Genomic DNA, 14,800 nt, shown 5'->3' on the forward strand with positions numbered 1-14,800 from the left:
TCGCATTTTTTCTAAGATACTCTCATGGAGCTCTTATTAGAATTATTGGAACCGTTCTGCGCAGTATATACTGTTTGTTCTGGTTAAAATATGACTTTAGACAAGCGAGTCATAAAAAACAAAACCACTGACGAATCAGTGGTTTTGTTTTAATGGAAAGGGGATTTAGTGGTTTAGATGCAAACCGCATTCGCGATGCTCTTCACCTTTTGTCGGATCAAAATAATCTTCATTATCAGGTAAATTATGCTTTTGCATATATTCCCAAAGGTCTTTTGAGGTCCATTTTAATAATGGCGCAACTTTGATCAGACCATCTGGATTAAGACTTACAGGATCCATTTCTGCACGAACGGCTGTGTCTGTAGCGCGTAAAGCTGTAAACCAAACTTTGGGTGCAGTCTCGCGTAATGCACGCTCGAAAGGTTCTAATTTTACTTCTGCGGTAAATGCCTCATGTTTTGGATCGTCCAGTGCTGGAACAGGTCCTTCCAATGCTTCGCGATGTGCACGTGAACGTTTTGGCAAATAAGTCAGAAGATTAAGATTCAACAGTTTTGTAATCTCATCAACATACTTATAGGTTGTTTCAGTGTTGTAGCCATTATCCATCCATACCACTTGGATATCAGGTTTGACACGGGTCAACATATGTAAAATGACAGCTTCAAATGGACGAAAATTAGTTGTCACAATAGCTTTTTCATTTAAGCTCAATGCCCATTCAACTAGCTTTTCAGCATCATTGCCAAATTCTGTATTGATTTGATCCAAGTTTAAAGTCATAACGCGTTGCCTTTTATGATCATCGGTCTTTATCGTATACACGACACACTACGCCATATAGTAATGCAATTATGTCGAGTCGGATATGTTCATCAAGCAAATTATTATTCAAAAAATCTATGGTTAGACCATGAAAAAAGGGCGATTCTTGAACAGCTCTCCATGTTAAACTAGCGCAATTTTTAACACATAGGATAGTTGGATAAGCATGGAAATCATATGCCTAGATCTTGAAGGGGTTTTAGTTCCAGAAATTTGGATCAACTTTGCAAAAAAAACAGGGATTAAAGAACTTGAAGCAACTACACGTGATATTCCAGATTATGATGTGTTGATGACACAACGGCTGAATATCCTAAAACAACATGGTTTAGGCTTAAACGATATCCAAGCTGTGATTGCAGATATGGGGCCATTTGAAGGGGCAAAGGAATTTGTTGAGTGGGTACGCACCCATTTTCAATTGATTATCTTGTCTGATACTTTTTATGAGTTTGCACACCCGCTCATGAAACAGTTGGGATGGCCAACGATTTTCTGTCACAAGCTTGAAACTGACGAAAATGGAATGATTACAGCGTATAAGTTGCGTCAACCTGATCAAAAACGTCAGGCGGTAAAAGCATTACATGGCTTAAACTTCCGCGTGATTGCGGCAGGTGATTCGTATAACGATACCACTATGCTGGGAGAAGCAGATCATGGTTTCTTGTTTGATGCGCCGGACAATGTGATTGCTGAGTTCCCACAATTCCCACCATTACATGGTTATGAAGCGTTAAAACAGGCGATTCGTTCTGTTTCACAACGTGATATTCCAGAATAATGAATCCTCCCCAACCCTCCTTTAGAAATGGAGGGAGCTTCCCCTCTTTTTTAAAGAGGGGTTAGGGGAGATTTCTTAGAATTTATAACCAATCTTTAAGCCGTAAGCGATGGCATTGTTATTTTCAAATTCAGCCACATAGCTTGGTGTGTTGAATTGTGAACCAGATTGAGCTTTCGCATCGCCAAGCCAGAAGTATTTTACGCCGCCAGCAATAAAAGTTGCAGGAGTAGGGCTATATTGAACACCAACACCGACATTCCAGTAACCTTCAGTTGGGCCTAATGTCGTGACTGGGTTACCTGCACCAGAGTCCCAACCCACAGATAAATTACCTGCCCATTGATCATTTAGTTTACGACCAACACCTGCGGTAATTGAGTATTGATCTTCAGTATATGCAACCAGATCAAAACCGTCTTTTTTACCTGTTGAAGCAACGATTGGAGGTAGCGTTGAAGCAGCACCAAATTTATATGGACGAATGGCAAAGTCTTTCCAGTTTACCCAGCGTAAATTCGCAAACGCAACGGTGTTTTCCATAATCCCTGTTTGGAAATCAAGATTAACCGATTGAGGGGTGGTGATTTCAGTTGTACCTTCTGAATGATTGATTTTATTTAAAATCGCATCAAAACCAGCATTGCCTGTCATGCCTGCAATGCCATGCGTTTCATAAGCATTCATTTCATGCTTGATTTTGGCACGATAGGTCAAAGAAGTTTTGAGTGCGATTTCAGGAATTTGATAAGCAACCCCTGCTAACCAACCGACTGCTTCATCACGACCTGTTTTAAAATCATAACCACTATAAGCACTATAGCTCTGGCCACGTAATAACACGGTACTGTCTAAAGTTTGATAAACCGCACCCGCATAAAGGTTCCAGTTTTGTGTTGGTTGATAACCGAATAGCAGGTTTAAATTTTCAGTATCGACTGTAACTGATGTACCACCTTTAAAAGGTAAAGGACGGCTTTCAATAAAGTTGCTTTTGCCTGTGTATTCTGCATCAGCACCATACGGTTGGTCATAGATCAAACCAATCGAGAATTTATCCGTTGCTTGAATTTTTAGGGCAGCATTAGGCGAGTAGTAATGATTCGCCATATTCCCTGTATTGTTTTGAGATGTGTCCTTACCTGATACATTGGGATCAAGAACAGTAAGACCTGCTTCAAAATAGTTATTTGGTTGTAAAAATGCTGCAATTGATTGTCCTGAGCGATCCAGTGCTGCGGCAAATGTTGTCGTTGTTGGAACTAAGCTAAGTAGAAGAGCCGTTTGAATAGCATTCAGCTTCATTAATATGTTCTCTCAAATCACTTTGTAACAGAATGGCGCGAAAAGTATCATAATTTTTATGCGCTTAAATATTTTACAAATGTCAATAAATGAACTGATAAAGTCACGAAAAACGCTTGAGTAGAATAGATTTATCCTAATGTGATTAAGATAAAGAAGGGGTGTGTATTTATTGATCTATTAATTTGATTTTATTGATTAAAGCATAATAAAAAAGGCCATCAGAAGATGGCCTTTTTTATTATCAATGATTAGAAACGGTAACCAATTTTCAGACCGTATGCGATTGCATTGTTGTCTTCAAACTTCGCAACGTATTCATTGCCACCAGCTTGAGCACCAGTTTGTGCCTTAGCATCACCTAACCAGAAATACTTCACGCCACCAGCAATAAAGGTTGCAGGAGTCGGGCTAAATTGAACACCTACACCAACGTTCCAGTAGCCTTCTGTTGGGCCTAAAGTTGTCACAGGATTACCTGCGCCAGAGTCCCAACCGACAGAAACGTTACCAGCCCATTGTTCACTCAGTTTACGACCAACACCTGCGTTTACAGACCATTGGTCATCCGAATATTCAACTAGGTTAAAACCATTTGGACGACCGACTAAGCCACCAATTTGTTGAGATAATAAGCCAAATTTATACGGTTGGATGGCGAAGTCTTTCCAGTTCACCCAACGAACGTTTGCAAATGCAACAGTGTTCGCCATGATGCCTGTCTGGAAATCTAAGTTTACAGATTGAGGTGTTGTAATTTTAGTCTTTTTACCAGCACTACCTTCTTCAAGTGCTTGAGCTTGAGCTAAAGCTTGAGCTGGGGTAATACCAAGTAAGCCTGCTAAAACTGCTGGGTTACTTGTCAATGCAGAAGTTACAGAGAAATTCTCATTGATATTTACTTTATGGTCAATTTCAGAGCGGTAAGTTACAGATGCTTTAAGTGCAATTTCAGGAATTTGGTAAGCTGCGCCCACTAACCAACCAGTACCACCAGTCTCTTTGATATTAGCATCATAACCGTTATAAATACTGTATGCAGTACCACGTAGATTTACATTACCCTTAACTGTTTGATAAACGCCACCTGCATAAAGATTTATGTTTGGTATAGGTTGATAACCAAATACCAGTGAAATATTTTGTGTATCCACTTCCACAGCAGTGTTACCAACACCTAAAGATGCATTTGCATCTGCAAGACCTTTTTGCATTGCAAGAAGAGGTTTGCTTGCTTCAGCCAAAACAGCTTGAGTTGCTGCTTGCTGAGATAAGCCTTGAGACATTAATGTCCCAATTGCTTGTTTTGCAGCATCAGATTGCATATAAGCTGCTACTTTAGCCTTACCTGCATTGGCTAAAGCATCTAAACGATCTTGTGGTAAAACAGTATCAGCACCAGGGTTCGATACAAAAACGTTGTTGCCACTATATTGAGCATCGGCCCCATAAGGTTGGTCATAAAGAAGACCAAAAGAGAATTTATCAGTCAGTTGCAGTTTTAATGCTGCGCTAGGGAAATAATAATCATCACCCATATCGCCAATTTTACGTGTAGTTGCTGATGTACCAGCTTCCTGACCTTTAACTGTTGGGTCTAAAACCGAAAGACCAGCTTCAAAATAGTTACCCGGCTGTAAAAATGCAGACATAGATTGACCTGAACGGTCTAACGCTGCTGCAAAAACTCCAGTTGCAGGTAGCGTTGCTAAGATCATGGCAGTGCTAAGATGTTTTAATTTCATTGTAATCTTTCCTTGAACTTCAAGATTCTTAAGTGTTAAGAAGCTATGATCTGACAACAAAAAAGTTATCTATCGTGATTGGCTATAACTTCATGTAACAAAAATACCATAATTAAAATAAGAGTAAATGTTCTAAATGAACTAAGCAGTACGCTAGATTAGATGAAAATGGATAAAAATAAATCTTAAAAAATTTATATACATATGTGTTTTTATTTGTAAAATAATGATAAATATAAATTATTATTTTAAAATAATAATCGTTCTTTTTTGCATTTTTCCCAAAAAAGTTTTTTATTTGGTCAAAGATTTTTTGTAAAAAATGAGATTTATTTCTCCATATTTTCTTTTTAGGTAAAAATTTCAGCGCATTAGAACACCGTTGAATAATTTTACGCAGAATTTACGTTTACTGGTTTTTTCAATATAGAGAATTTACGTCCTTCATTTCCATACTAAAGCTGACCTATTTTTAAATGGCATATGCTATGTGGGAATTTATTTCTGTATTTGTCCTTTCATTGTTGTTGGCTTATCCGCTAGGTGCTTATCTTGCAGATGTGATGCAAGCAAAGCCAATGAAAAGTGACGCATTCTTTAAATGGATTGAACAACCCATTTATGCTGTGTTGGGTGTCAAGCGTAGTGGAATGAATTGGCGACAATATTTAACGGCATTTGTGCTCAGTAATATTTTACTGCTTGCTGCAAGCGTCACCATTTTAATGACTCAAGCATGGTTACCACTCAACCCTGATCATATTCCGAATATGAATTGGGATCTGGCTTTACATACCACCATTTCATTTCTAACCAATACCAACCAGCAACATTATTCAGGACAGGCTCAACTGTCTTATTTATCACAAATGACCGTAATTGTTGGATTGCAATATTTGTCTCCAATTATTGGGCTGGCTTTATTGGTTGCAATGTTAAGGGCTTTATTCCTGCAATCACGTCAAGCGGAAGATTCAGATCAAAAGAATTGGAATCATATTAATCTAGGTAATTATTGGATGGATATCATTCGACCATTATTTCGGTTCTTTATTCCATTAGGTCTTATTTTTTCTTTGCTACTGACCTTTCAAGGTGTCCCAGCAACACTATCCGCAGGTCCAACGGCGCAGGTGTTGGAACAAAGTACAGAAGTACAAACCCAACATATTCCGCTTGGTCCTGTTGCACCCATGGTTGCAATTAAACAGCTTGGTAGTAATGGTGGGGGGTGGTATGGCCCGAACAGTAGTGTGCCGTTAGAGAACCCGACACCTTTTTCCAATGTGATTGAAATGATCGCGATCTTACTGATTCCGTTGTCGGCAGTATTTATGGTTGGGCGATTTATTCAACGTAAGAAATTGATGTGGATGATTTTTGGCACCATGTTGCTGATGTCATTGGCTTCAACCTCACTGACTTTCTGGACCGAAAAATCATCTTTAAGTGTTAATGCTGGGTTGATGGAAGGCAAGGAAGTCCGCTTTGGTACAGAGGCATCGGCATTGTGGGGAAGCTTGACCACGCAAGTGAATAACGGTTCGGTCAATATGATGCATGATTCTGCATCGCCACTGACGGGATTGGTTGAACTATGCAATATGTTGATCAATGCCATTTGGGGTGGCATCGGGTGTGGGCTATTACAGTTCTTTATTTATCTGTTTTTAGCGGTATTTATCGCAGGTCTGATGACGGGACGTACACCTGAGTTGTTTGGCCGAAAAATTGAAGTGACTGAAATTAAGTTATTAGCACTGGTGATTCTATTACAGCCTGTGGTGATTCTTGGCTTGACTGCCATCGCAATTGCTTTCCCATCCATTACAGGGAATTCAAATCCAGCATTTCACGGCATCAGCCAAGTATTTTATGAATATGTCTCTGCCTATGCCAACAATGGCTCAGGTTTTGAAGGCTTAGGTGATAACACCTTATGGTGGAATCTAAGCGCTAGTATCGCTTTATTGGCAGGCCGTTACAGCGTGTTAATCATTCCAGTTTTGATCGCAGTCAGTTTGGCAACCAAACCCCAAGCAGCCGAAAGCAAAGGTTCTTTACATATTGAGTCACCGACATTTGCACTGACCTTGATTGGGATCGTGTTGATTCTGACCTTATTGCAATTCATGCCAGTGTTGGTGATCGGACCAATTGCTGACTACTTGTCTATAAAAGTTTAAGTGTGGAGCAAGCACAATGAAACATTCAAATGCGACACAACAGATGGATATTTTGAATAAAGAAATTATTCAACAAACCTTTCATAAGTTGTTGCCACAGTACGCTTTTAAAAATCCAGTGATGGCATGTGTCTGGGTGGGAACAATCTTAACGATTGTCGCAACCTTGATGGGCAGTACCAGCTTCGGTTTTGGTTTGGTACTGAGCTTGATTTTATTGGTTACGGTCTTATTTGCGAATTATGCAGAAGCGGTTGCAGAAGCTAAAGGTCGCGGACAAGCCGCATCATTGCGTCAGGCACGTGAAAACTTAACCGCAAATCGTATCCTCGATTTAAATGCCGTACCAAATACGATTTCTGCCAATCTACTTAAAAAAGATGATCTTGTCGTTGTTAAAGCAGGTGAGATAGTCCCTGCAGATGGTGAGATTATTCAGGGTTTTGCCACAATCAATGAATCAGCTGTTACTGGTGAGTCTGCGCCAGTATTGCGTGAAGCTAATACTGACCGTTCAGGAGTGATTGGTGGTACTAAAGTTTTGTCAGATGAAATTATTATTCGGGTAAGTAATGAGGCAGGTCACAGTTTCCTAGACCGCATGATTGCCTTGGTTGAAGGCGCCAACCGCCAAAAAACACCAAATGAGATCGCGTTGAGTATTTTACTCAATATCATGACCATTACTTTTATTGTGGTGGTGGCAAGCTTACCTTTTATTGGTTCAATGGTCGGGATCAAAATCAGTATCGTCTTGTTGATTGCACTGTTGGTCTGTTTGATTCCAACGACGATTGGGGGCTTGCTCCCTGCGATCGGGATCGCAGGGATGAACCGTGCGTTGAAAGCCAACGTCTTAGCCAAATCAGGTAAAGCGGTCGAAGTTGCGGGTGATATTGATGTGTTGCTCCTAGACAAAACAGGCACGATTACCTATGGAGACCGTCAAGCTACAGCCTTTTATCCATTGGCGGGTGTGAGTCCAAGTGAGTTGCGCCAAGCTGCAATGCTGACCTCTTTTGCCGACCCAACCCCTGAAGGTAAATCGGTGGTGAGTTTAGGTAAAGAAATGGGTGAGAGCATTCGTGAGCCTCAAGATGCCGAATTCATCCAGTTTAGTGCGTCAACACGTTTATCTGGGGTGGACTTGGTAACAGGACAAAAGATTCGAAAAGGCGCTGTCGATGCGATCCTTAAATTTACCCATCAAGAGATCAAAGACAATGTCGAACTGAAAACTCGTGTCGAACAAGTCGCCTCTAAAGGAGCAACCCCTCTAGTCGTGGCTTCAAATCACAGTATTTTAGGGGTGATTGAACTATCCGATGTGATCAAACAAGGCATTAAAGAACGTTTTGCACTGTTACGTGAGATGGGTATCAAAACCATTATGGTCACAGGCGACAATCCGTTGACTGCGGCAGCGATTGCTGCGGAAGCTGGGGTGGATGATTATATTGCTGAAGCAAGACCTGAAGATAAATTGGCCTGCATTCGGAAAGAGCAAGCCGCTGGTAAATTGGTGGCGATGGTCGGTGACGGAACCAATGATGCGCCAGCTCTGGCACAGGCGGATATTGGTTTAGCGATGAACTCTGGTACACAGGCTGCCAAGGAAGCAGGCAACATGGTGGACTTGGATTCCGATCCAACCAAATTGCTGGATGTGGTAGAAATTGGGAAGCAGCAATTGATCACCCGTGGCGCCTTAACTACTTTTTCCTTGGCAAATGATGTATCCAAGTACTTTGTGATTTTACCTGCACTGTTTGCAGTGGCAATTCCACAACTTGGGGTACTCAATGTCCTACAGTTAAGTAGCCCTAGCAGTGCGGTAATTTCAGCATTGATTTTTAATGCACTGATTATTCCAATGTTGATCCCATTGGCATTAAGAGGGGTGCAATTTAAGCCAGCCAGTGCGTTGCAATTGTTACGCCGTAATATGCTGATTTATGGTGTAGGTGGAGTGATCTTTCCGTTTATTGCCATCAAATTAATTGACCTTATTGTGTCATTGTGGATTTAGGAGTGAGAGATGAATACTTTATTGAATCATGAGCAATTGAATCAACAGGATCTAAAATTATCCAATCCAGTACATTCGATCTTACGTCCAAGCGTTGGTTTGATCTTGGTGGGGTTCCTTGTCGCAGGTGTGTTGTATTCTACTGTGAGCGTATCAATTGCCCAGTTGATTTTTCCGAAGCAGGCCAATGGTAGCTTAATTGAACTTGATGGCAGAATTGTTGGTTCAAGTTTGGTGGGACAAAATTTTGTTGGTGCACAATATTTTCATGGTCGCCCCAGTGCGGTAAGTTACAATGTTGATGGGATGGCGGGAAGTAATTTGGCGGTCTCTAATCCTGATTTACAAAAACAAATTAAGGAAAGAACAGTGCAATTTGCCCAGAATAATCATATTTCAGAGCAACAAGTACCGAACGATATGGTCACAGCATCAGGCAGTGGAATTGATCCTGATATTTCACCTGAGAGTGCATTATTACAAGTGAAACGGGTGGCCAAGCAACGTCATTTAGCAGAGCAGCAATTGCGAGATTTAGTGCAGCAACAGATTAAGCCTGCTCAGTTCAATCTCTATGGGCAAGCACGAGTCAATGTGCTACAGCTGAATCTAGCCCTAGATCAATTGTCATCTACACCTCGTTGATAGAGTCTAATTTATGCAGATTGACCGTAATAACAAAGCAGATGCATGGTTGGCTCATAGTCAACGTGAACAATCTGGACGTTTAACCATTTTCTTGGGTGCAGCACCAGGTGTAGGTAAAACCTATGCCATGCTGACTCGAGCACATGAACTGATGCAGCAAGGGCAACATGTGATGGTTGGGATTGTAGAAACCCACGGTCGATCTGATACTGAACGTTTGATTCAAGGACTCAATGTTATTCCAAGAAAGGCAGTGGAGTATCAAGGCCGGATGCTGGAAGAGATGGATCTTGATCAAATCCTCAAATTAAAGCCTGAAATTGTGTTGGTGGATGAACTCGCACATCGTAATGTACCAAATAGCCGACATGAATATCGCTGGCAAGATGTGAATGAGTTATTAGATGCAGGCATTGATGTCTATAGCACTTTAAATATTCAGCATCTAGAGAGTCTGAACGATGTGGTTTATCAAATTACAGGCATTCGGGTTAGTGAAACAGTTCCCGATGCATTATTAAAACGTTTGAAAGACATTCGTCTGGTTGATTTGCCTGTTCCTGAATTATTAGAACGCATGAATCATGGCAAGATTTATTTCGCTGATGTTGCTCCTCAAGCATTACAAGGATTTTTTAAACCCGCACATTTAACTGCTTTACGTGATCTGGCGATTCAAACGGTTGCAGGGCAAGTGGAAATTGATTATCGGGAGAAGTTTGTTGCGCAAGGGCAGATCATCCCGATCCAAAATCATGTGATGTTGGCGATTGATGGTTCAGAGTTTTCTGAAGATCTGGTACGGCGGGCACATCGTATTGCAGAAAGACGCAATGCAATGTGGAGTGTGATCTCGATCCAAAAGAGCCAGAAAACCACAACACAGACATTAGCCGTGACCAAAGCATTCAACTTGGCACGTAAGCTGGGTGCCGATACCTATTTATTACATAGTAATCATATTGCATCGACCATTTTACAGGCGGCCTATGATTATGGTGCATCCAATATTTTACTCGGTAAAAGTCCTAAAAAGTCACTTTGGCAACGTCTGTTCTCAGATCATATTGCCGACCAACTCTTAGAAAAACAGCATCCTTTTGAAATTACTTTTGTGCAACCGTTAAAAGCGAAAGCGAATGAAACCAAGCTACAAACTGATCGGGTTGGTGCTGCTTGGTTGGAACAAGGCTTGGCTTTTAATCCACGTGAGATTATTGAGAGTATTCTGATTGTCTTATTGGGCTTAATTGCGGCAACGGTGAGTGATCACTTTATTGGTTATAGCGAATTGGCTTTAATTTTTGTGGTTACCGTGCTGGTGGTTGCGATGCGGGCGAGGATGTTGATTACCATTTTGAGTGTGGTGATTTGCTTCTTGCTGTATAACTATTTCTTTATTGAACCGCGATTTACACTTCGAATTAGTGCGGAACGTGGTGTGATCACCATTGTCATCTTTATTGCTTCGGCCTTGTTAGTGGGGCGCTTAGCCAATCAGTTACGCGCTCAGGTGCTCAGTTTACGTGCTGCCAATTCAGTGTCTTTACAAATGCAGGAGTTGGAGCGGAAATTATCCAGTTGTGTTGATATTGAACAGGTTTTAAATATTGCCAAGCAACATCTAGAAAGTTCTCTAAATGCAACGGTGTGGTTGAGAATTGGTACACAGGAATTAGGCGATAGCAGTTTATTAAATGAAAAAGACCAGATCGCGGCCAATTGGACTCAGAAAAATGCCAAGCCTTGTGGGCGCTTTACCAATACGCTAACTCAATCCGAATGGTGGTTTAATCCACTGAATCTGGTGGGAGGTTATGGGGTGATTGCACTTCGGTTTAATCAAAAAACCGAAATCATCAGTTTTGAGCAGCAGCGTTTGGCTGAACTGATGATCGATGATATTGCGCAAACCACTTCACGGGTGCAACTGTCTTTACAGCTAGAAAACTCCCGCGTGGTTGCTGAAACTGAAAAGTTACGTTCAGCATTATTGTCATCGGTCTCCCATGATTTACGCTCACCTTTGGCTGCTATGATTGGCTCGGCGGATAGTCTGAAATACTATGGTGAGCAGATGTCAGCGGATGATCGTGAAAGCTTACTGGATACCATTCATGTTGAAGGTGAACGGCTGGATCGCTATATTCAAAACTTACTGGATATGACCCGACTCGGTCATCAAGGTTTGAGTCTAAGTCGCGACTGGATTGGGGTGGAAGAACTGATTGGTTCTGCGACGCAGCGACTGAAACGCTATCAGCCCAAGGTTACTATTGACGTCGCAATGACAGATGACTTGCCGCAATTGCATGTACATCCTGCCTTGATTGAACAGGCCATTTTTAATGTGCTGGAAAATGCAGCCAAGTTTTCACCCGATGATGTACCGATTGAGGTGAGGATTCGACAACAAGATCAGTTTTTGCAAATTGATATTATAGATCAAGGGATTGGAATTCCAGAAGATGAGCGAGAGCAAATCTTTGATATGTTCTATACCATGCAACGTGGTGATCGCGGTAAAACAGGAACCGGATTAGGTCTTACGATTGTCAAAGCGATTATTGGGGCACATATGGGAAGTATTGAAGCTTTGGCCGGTACATATGGTCACGGCACCTTAATTAGAATACGATTACCACTGCATCAGGATTAAAATTATCATCTATGCCACAAACATTAAATTCTCAAGCATCTATTCTGATTATTGATGATGAGCCCCAAATTCGGAAGTTTTTAGACATCGCCTTACGTGCACAGGGCTATCAGGTACATGTGGCCGAAAATGGGATGAAAGGGTTGGAGAGCTTGGCAACGCGTGGAGCAGATTTGTTGATTCTGGATCTGGGCCTGCCGGATATGGATGGGCAGGCGGTATTGCTTGAGTTGCGACAATGGTCAGATACTCCTGTGATTGTATTGTCAGCTCGTCCAGATGAAAATCAAAAAATTAAACTGTTAGATGCTGGAGCGAATGACTATGTCACCAAGCCATTTAGCATTCAGGAGTTATGTGCTCGTATTCGTGTGATGTTCCGCAATAAGCCACAACAGGCAGAACACAATCTGATGTTTAATGATGGACAGCTTTGGGTTGACGTGGCTGAGCATGCAGCCAAACTGGCAGGTGAGGACATTACTTTAACCAAAAAAGAATTTCAGTTGCTGACTTTATTGATTCGTCATCAGGGCAAGATTGTCACACAAAAACAAATCATGACCGAGTTATGGGGCATTACTCATGAAGAGGATACCCATTATCTTCGCATCTTGGTGAAAAAGCTTAGAACCAAAATCGGCGATTCTGCTGTTACGCCAAAGTATATTTTTACCATTGCGGGCGTAGGGCTGCGGTTTTGCGAATAATCTGGATTAAGTTGAGCTAATTATTTGGATTATAAAATTATTTATAATGATTTAAAGCTAAAGCTTGAATCGTAAAATGTTAGATAGTTCACATTTTTTAAGCTATAATTTTCAAGTTTTTTAATCTTTATCTTGGTCAAGCGACAATGAAAAAATTATTAGCGGTTACAGTATTCAGTGCTTTCGGCTTAATGGCCTGCTCAACGACAGAAACATCTAAATCAATTCAAAGTCCTCAAGTGACGGCAGCAGTTCAACAAATTAAATATAACGGGGTGAAAGTACCTGTTTCGATTGGTAAGTTTGATAACCGTTCAAGTTATATGAGAGGCATCTTCTCTGATAATGTTGACCGTCTTGGTGGACAGGCAAAAACTATTTTAGAAACGCATCTACAGCAAACGGGTTATTTCTCTGTTTTAAATCGCGACAATTTGTCTGAACTCAAACAAGAAGTTGGTTATAGCAATACTGCCCAAACCATTAAGGGTGCTCGATATGTGATTACTGGTGATGTGTCTGAATTTGGTCGCAAAGAAGTGGGTGATCAGCAATTATTCGGTATTTTAGGTCGCGGTAAACAGCAAATTGCATATGCCAAAGTGAATCTGAATATTGTGGATGTAAAAACCTCAGAAATTGTACATTCCGTGCAAGGTGCGGGGGAATATGCATTGAGCGCACGTGAAGTACTCGGTTTTGGTTCTACCGCATCTTATGACTCAACCTTGAATGGTAAGGTGCTGGATTTAGCGGTACGTGAAGCGGTCAATAATTTGGTGACTGATATTCAGAATAATCGTTGGACTGCGCAATAAGGCTGGACCGCTGTAAAATGAAAAAAATTCTGTTCAGCAGTCTGATGACGATCGGCTTGGTTGGCTGTGCCGCGGGACCTCAACCTTTATATAGTTGGGGTTCTTATACACAACAGACTTATCTGATGTATAACCAGCCAGAAAAAGCCACTCCGAGTGCCCAAATCATTAAGTTAGAAGCGGAAATTGAAAAAGCCAAAGCGAAAAATCTGGCTGTTCCACCAGGCTTATATGCACATCTAGGATGGTTATCTTTACAAGTGAATAATGCGCAAAAAGCAGCTGAATATTTTCAATTGGAACGACAAGTTTATCCTGAATCTACGGTATTGATGGATCGGTTGTTGCGGAAAATGAATGCCAATGTGGGATCGACGCAGCCATGATCAAGACCTTTTTAGTTGCAACCCTTCTCCTCACGGGTCTGGTATTAACGGGTTGTGCTTCATCTCCAGCGGTGAATAAGGATATGACTGTTTATAAACAGCATATGCCGAAATCTATTTTGGTATTACCACCCGTCAATGATTCCCCTGATGTAAAGGCAACCTATAGCTATTGGCCGACAGTCGTTATGCCTGTTGCAGAAGCGGGTTATTATGTTTTTCCAATTTCTGTTGTGGATTCGATGTTTAAAGAGAACGGCGTGACCAATGGTCATGACGCTCAAAGCATTTCGCCGCAGAAATTACAGGAAATCTTTGGGGCTGATGCAGCACTCTATATTCGAATTAAAGAATATGGTTCTCAGTATCAAGTGATCCAAAGTGTTGCAACAGTCAGTGTAGAGGCAAAACTGGTCGATTTAAAAACCAATGAAACGCTTTGGTCGGGTGAAAAAAAAGCCGTTCAATCGAGTAATAGTGGTAACAATGATTTACTCACTGCGCTGGTTGGGGCATTGGTTGAACAAATTGCGGGTAGCTTAAATGATCGTGCTTATCCCTTGGCCACGGTAGTGAATACGCAACTCTTTACCCCGACGCAGCATAACCCTGGTCTGGGCTTGCTTTACGGACCTCGTTCACCGAAATATCAACTAGATGGTGTTGTGAAGTAATTCATTTTTCATCTGCATAATAAAAAAG

The 14,800-nt window shown here is 41.3% G+C and carries 12 protein-coding genes; 9 read left to right on the plus strand and 3 right to left on the minus strand.

The window, feature by feature from the left end; genetic code table 11:
• Positions 1-165: 165 nt before the first annotated feature.
• The gene (locus F896_RS15470; protein WP_016162724.1) at positions 166-786 is read right to left on the minus strand and encodes a phosphoadenosine phosphosulfate reductase domain-containing protein; all 621 of its coding nucleotides are present in this window, start codon (positions 784-786) and stop codon (positions 166-168) included.
• Positions 787-994: 208 nt separating this feature from the next.
• Here F896_RS15470 and thrH point away from each other — a divergent pair, with 208 nt between their 5' ends.
• A complete protein-coding gene (gene thrH / locus F896_RS15465) occupies positions 995-1,612 on the plus strand; it encodes a bifunctional phosphoserine phosphatase/homoserine phosphotransferase ThrH (protein WP_016162725.1) in 618 nt (205 codons plus the stop codon).
• Between the two features lie 75 nt (positions 1,613-1,687).
• Here the strand turns inward: thrH and F896_RS15460 are convergent, their stop codons facing one another.
• Positions 1,688-2,917, minus strand: coding sequence for an OmpP1/FadL family transporter (locus tag F896_RS15460; RefSeq protein ID WP_016162726.1), 1,230 nt, complete (start codon positions 2,915-2,917; stop codon positions 1,688-1,690).
• A gap of 251 nt (positions 2,918-3,168) precedes the next feature.
• Positions 3,169-4,662 carry an outer membrane protein transport protein gene (locus F896_RS15455; RefSeq protein ID WP_016162727.1) on the minus strand — a complete coding sequence of 498 codons (1,494 nt, stop codon included), beginning with the start codon at positions 4,660-4,662 and terminating at the stop codon, positions 3,169-3,171.
• Positions 4,663-5,150: 488 nt separating this feature from the next.
• Between F896_RS15455 and kdpA the strand changes: the two genes are divergently transcribed.
• The 8 genes from kdpA to F896_RS15415 all read left to right on the plus strand — a co-directional run bounded on the left by kdpA (position 5,151) and on the right by F896_RS15415 (position 14,772).
• A complete protein-coding gene (kdpA, locus tag F896_RS15450) occupies positions 5,151-6,848 on the plus strand; it encodes a potassium-transporting ATPase subunit KdpA (RefSeq protein ID WP_032882034.1) in 1,698 nt (565 codons plus the stop codon).
• A 16-nt stretch (positions 6,849-6,864) separates the two neighbouring features.
• Positions 6,865-8,877 (plus strand): potassium-transporting ATPase subunit KdpB, encoded by a 2,013-nt coding sequence (kdpB, locus tag F896_RS15445; RefSeq protein ID WP_016162729.1) that lies wholly within the window; start codon positions 6,865-6,867, stop codon positions 8,875-8,877.
• A 9-nt stretch (positions 8,878-8,886) separates the two neighbouring features.
• Complete coding sequence (gene kdpC / locus F896_RS15440; protein WP_016162730.1) at positions 8,887-9,522, plus strand: potassium-transporting ATPase subunit KdpC; 636 nt, start codon at positions 8,887-8,889, stop codon at positions 9,520-9,522.
• Positions 9,523-9,535: 13 nt separating this feature from the next.
• Positions 9,536-12,184, plus strand: coding sequence for a sensor histidine kinase (locus tag F896_RS15435; RefSeq protein WP_016162731.1), 2,649 nt, complete (start codon positions 9,536-9,538; stop codon positions 12,182-12,184).
• A gap of 11 nt (positions 12,185-12,195) precedes the next feature.
• Positions 12,196-12,894, plus strand: coding sequence for a response regulator (locus F896_RS15430; RefSeq protein ID WP_016162732.1), 699 nt, complete (start codon positions 12,196-12,198; stop codon positions 12,892-12,894).
• A 146-nt stretch (positions 12,895-13,040) separates the two neighbouring features.
• Complete coding sequence (locus F896_RS15425) at positions 13,041-13,712, plus strand: CsgG/HfaB family protein (protein WP_016162733.1); 672 nt, start codon at positions 13,041-13,043, stop codon at positions 13,710-13,712.
• Positions 13,713-13,729: 17 nt separating this feature from the next.
• Positions 13,730-14,098 (plus strand): DUF4810 domain-containing protein, encoded by a 369-nt coding sequence (locus F896_RS15420; RefSeq protein ID WP_016162734.1) that lies wholly within the window; start codon positions 13,730-13,732, stop codon positions 14,096-14,098.
• The gene (locus F896_RS15415; RefSeq protein WP_016162735.1) at positions 14,095-14,772 is read left to right on the plus strand and encodes a DUF799 domain-containing protein; all 678 of its coding nucleotides are present in this window, start codon (positions 14,095-14,097) and stop codon (positions 14,770-14,772) included. Before F896_RS15420 ends, F896_RS15415 begins: the two co-directional genes overlap by 4 nt.
• The last annotated feature ends 28 nt before the right edge of the window (positions 14,773-14,800 follow it).

The sequence above is a fragment of the Acinetobacter genomosp. 15BJ genome, assembly GCF_000400715.1.
In the GTDB taxonomy this organism is placed as follows: Bacteria; Pseudomonadota; Gammaproteobacteria; order Pseudomonadales; family Moraxellaceae; genus Acinetobacter.

Excerpts from the sequence above, each read along its gene's own strand:
- F896_RS15470 (WP_016162724.1), bottom strand. The coding sequence starts at position 786 with ATGACTTTAAACTTGGATCAAATCAATACAGAATTTGGCAATGATGCT.
- thrH (WP_016162725.1), top strand. The coding sequence starts at position 995 with ATGGAAATCATATGCCTAGATCTTGAAGGGGTTTTAGTTCCAGAAATT.
- F896_RS15460 (WP_016162726.1), bottom strand. The coding sequence starts at position 2,917 with ATGAAGCTGAATGCTATTCAAACGGCTCTTCTACTTAGCTTAGTTCCA.
- F896_RS15455 (WP_016162727.1), bottom strand. The coding sequence starts at position 4,662 with ATGAAATTAAAACATCTTAGCACTGCCATGATCTTAGCAACGCTACCT.
- kdpA (WP_032882034.1), top strand. The coding sequence starts at position 5,151 with ATGTGGGAATTTATTTCTGTATTTGTCCTTTCATTGTTGTTGGCTTAT.
- kdpB (WP_016162729.1), top strand. The coding sequence starts at position 6,865 with ATGAAACATTCAAATGCGACACAACAGATGGATATTTTGAATAAAGAA.
- kdpC (WP_016162730.1), top strand. The coding sequence starts at position 8,887 with ATGAATACTTTATTGAATCATGAGCAATTGAATCAACAGGATCTAAAA.
- F896_RS15435 (WP_016162731.1), top strand. The coding sequence starts at position 9,536 with ATGCAGATTGACCGTAATAACAAAGCAGATGCATGGTTGGCTCATAGT.
- F896_RS15430 (WP_016162732.1), top strand. The coding sequence starts at position 12,196 with ATGCCACAAACATTAAATTCTCAAGCATCTATTCTGATTATTGATGAT.
- F896_RS15425 (WP_016162733.1), top strand. The coding sequence starts at position 13,041 with ATGAAAAAATTATTAGCGGTTACAGTATTCAGTGCTTTCGGCTTAATG.
- F896_RS15420 (WP_016162734.1), top strand. The coding sequence starts at position 13,730 with ATGAAAAAAATTCTGTTCAGCAGTCTGATGACGATCGGCTTGGTTGGC.
- F896_RS15415 (WP_016162735.1), top strand. The coding sequence starts at position 14,095 with ATGATCAAGACCTTTTTAGTTGCAACCCTTCTCCTCACGGGTCTGGTA.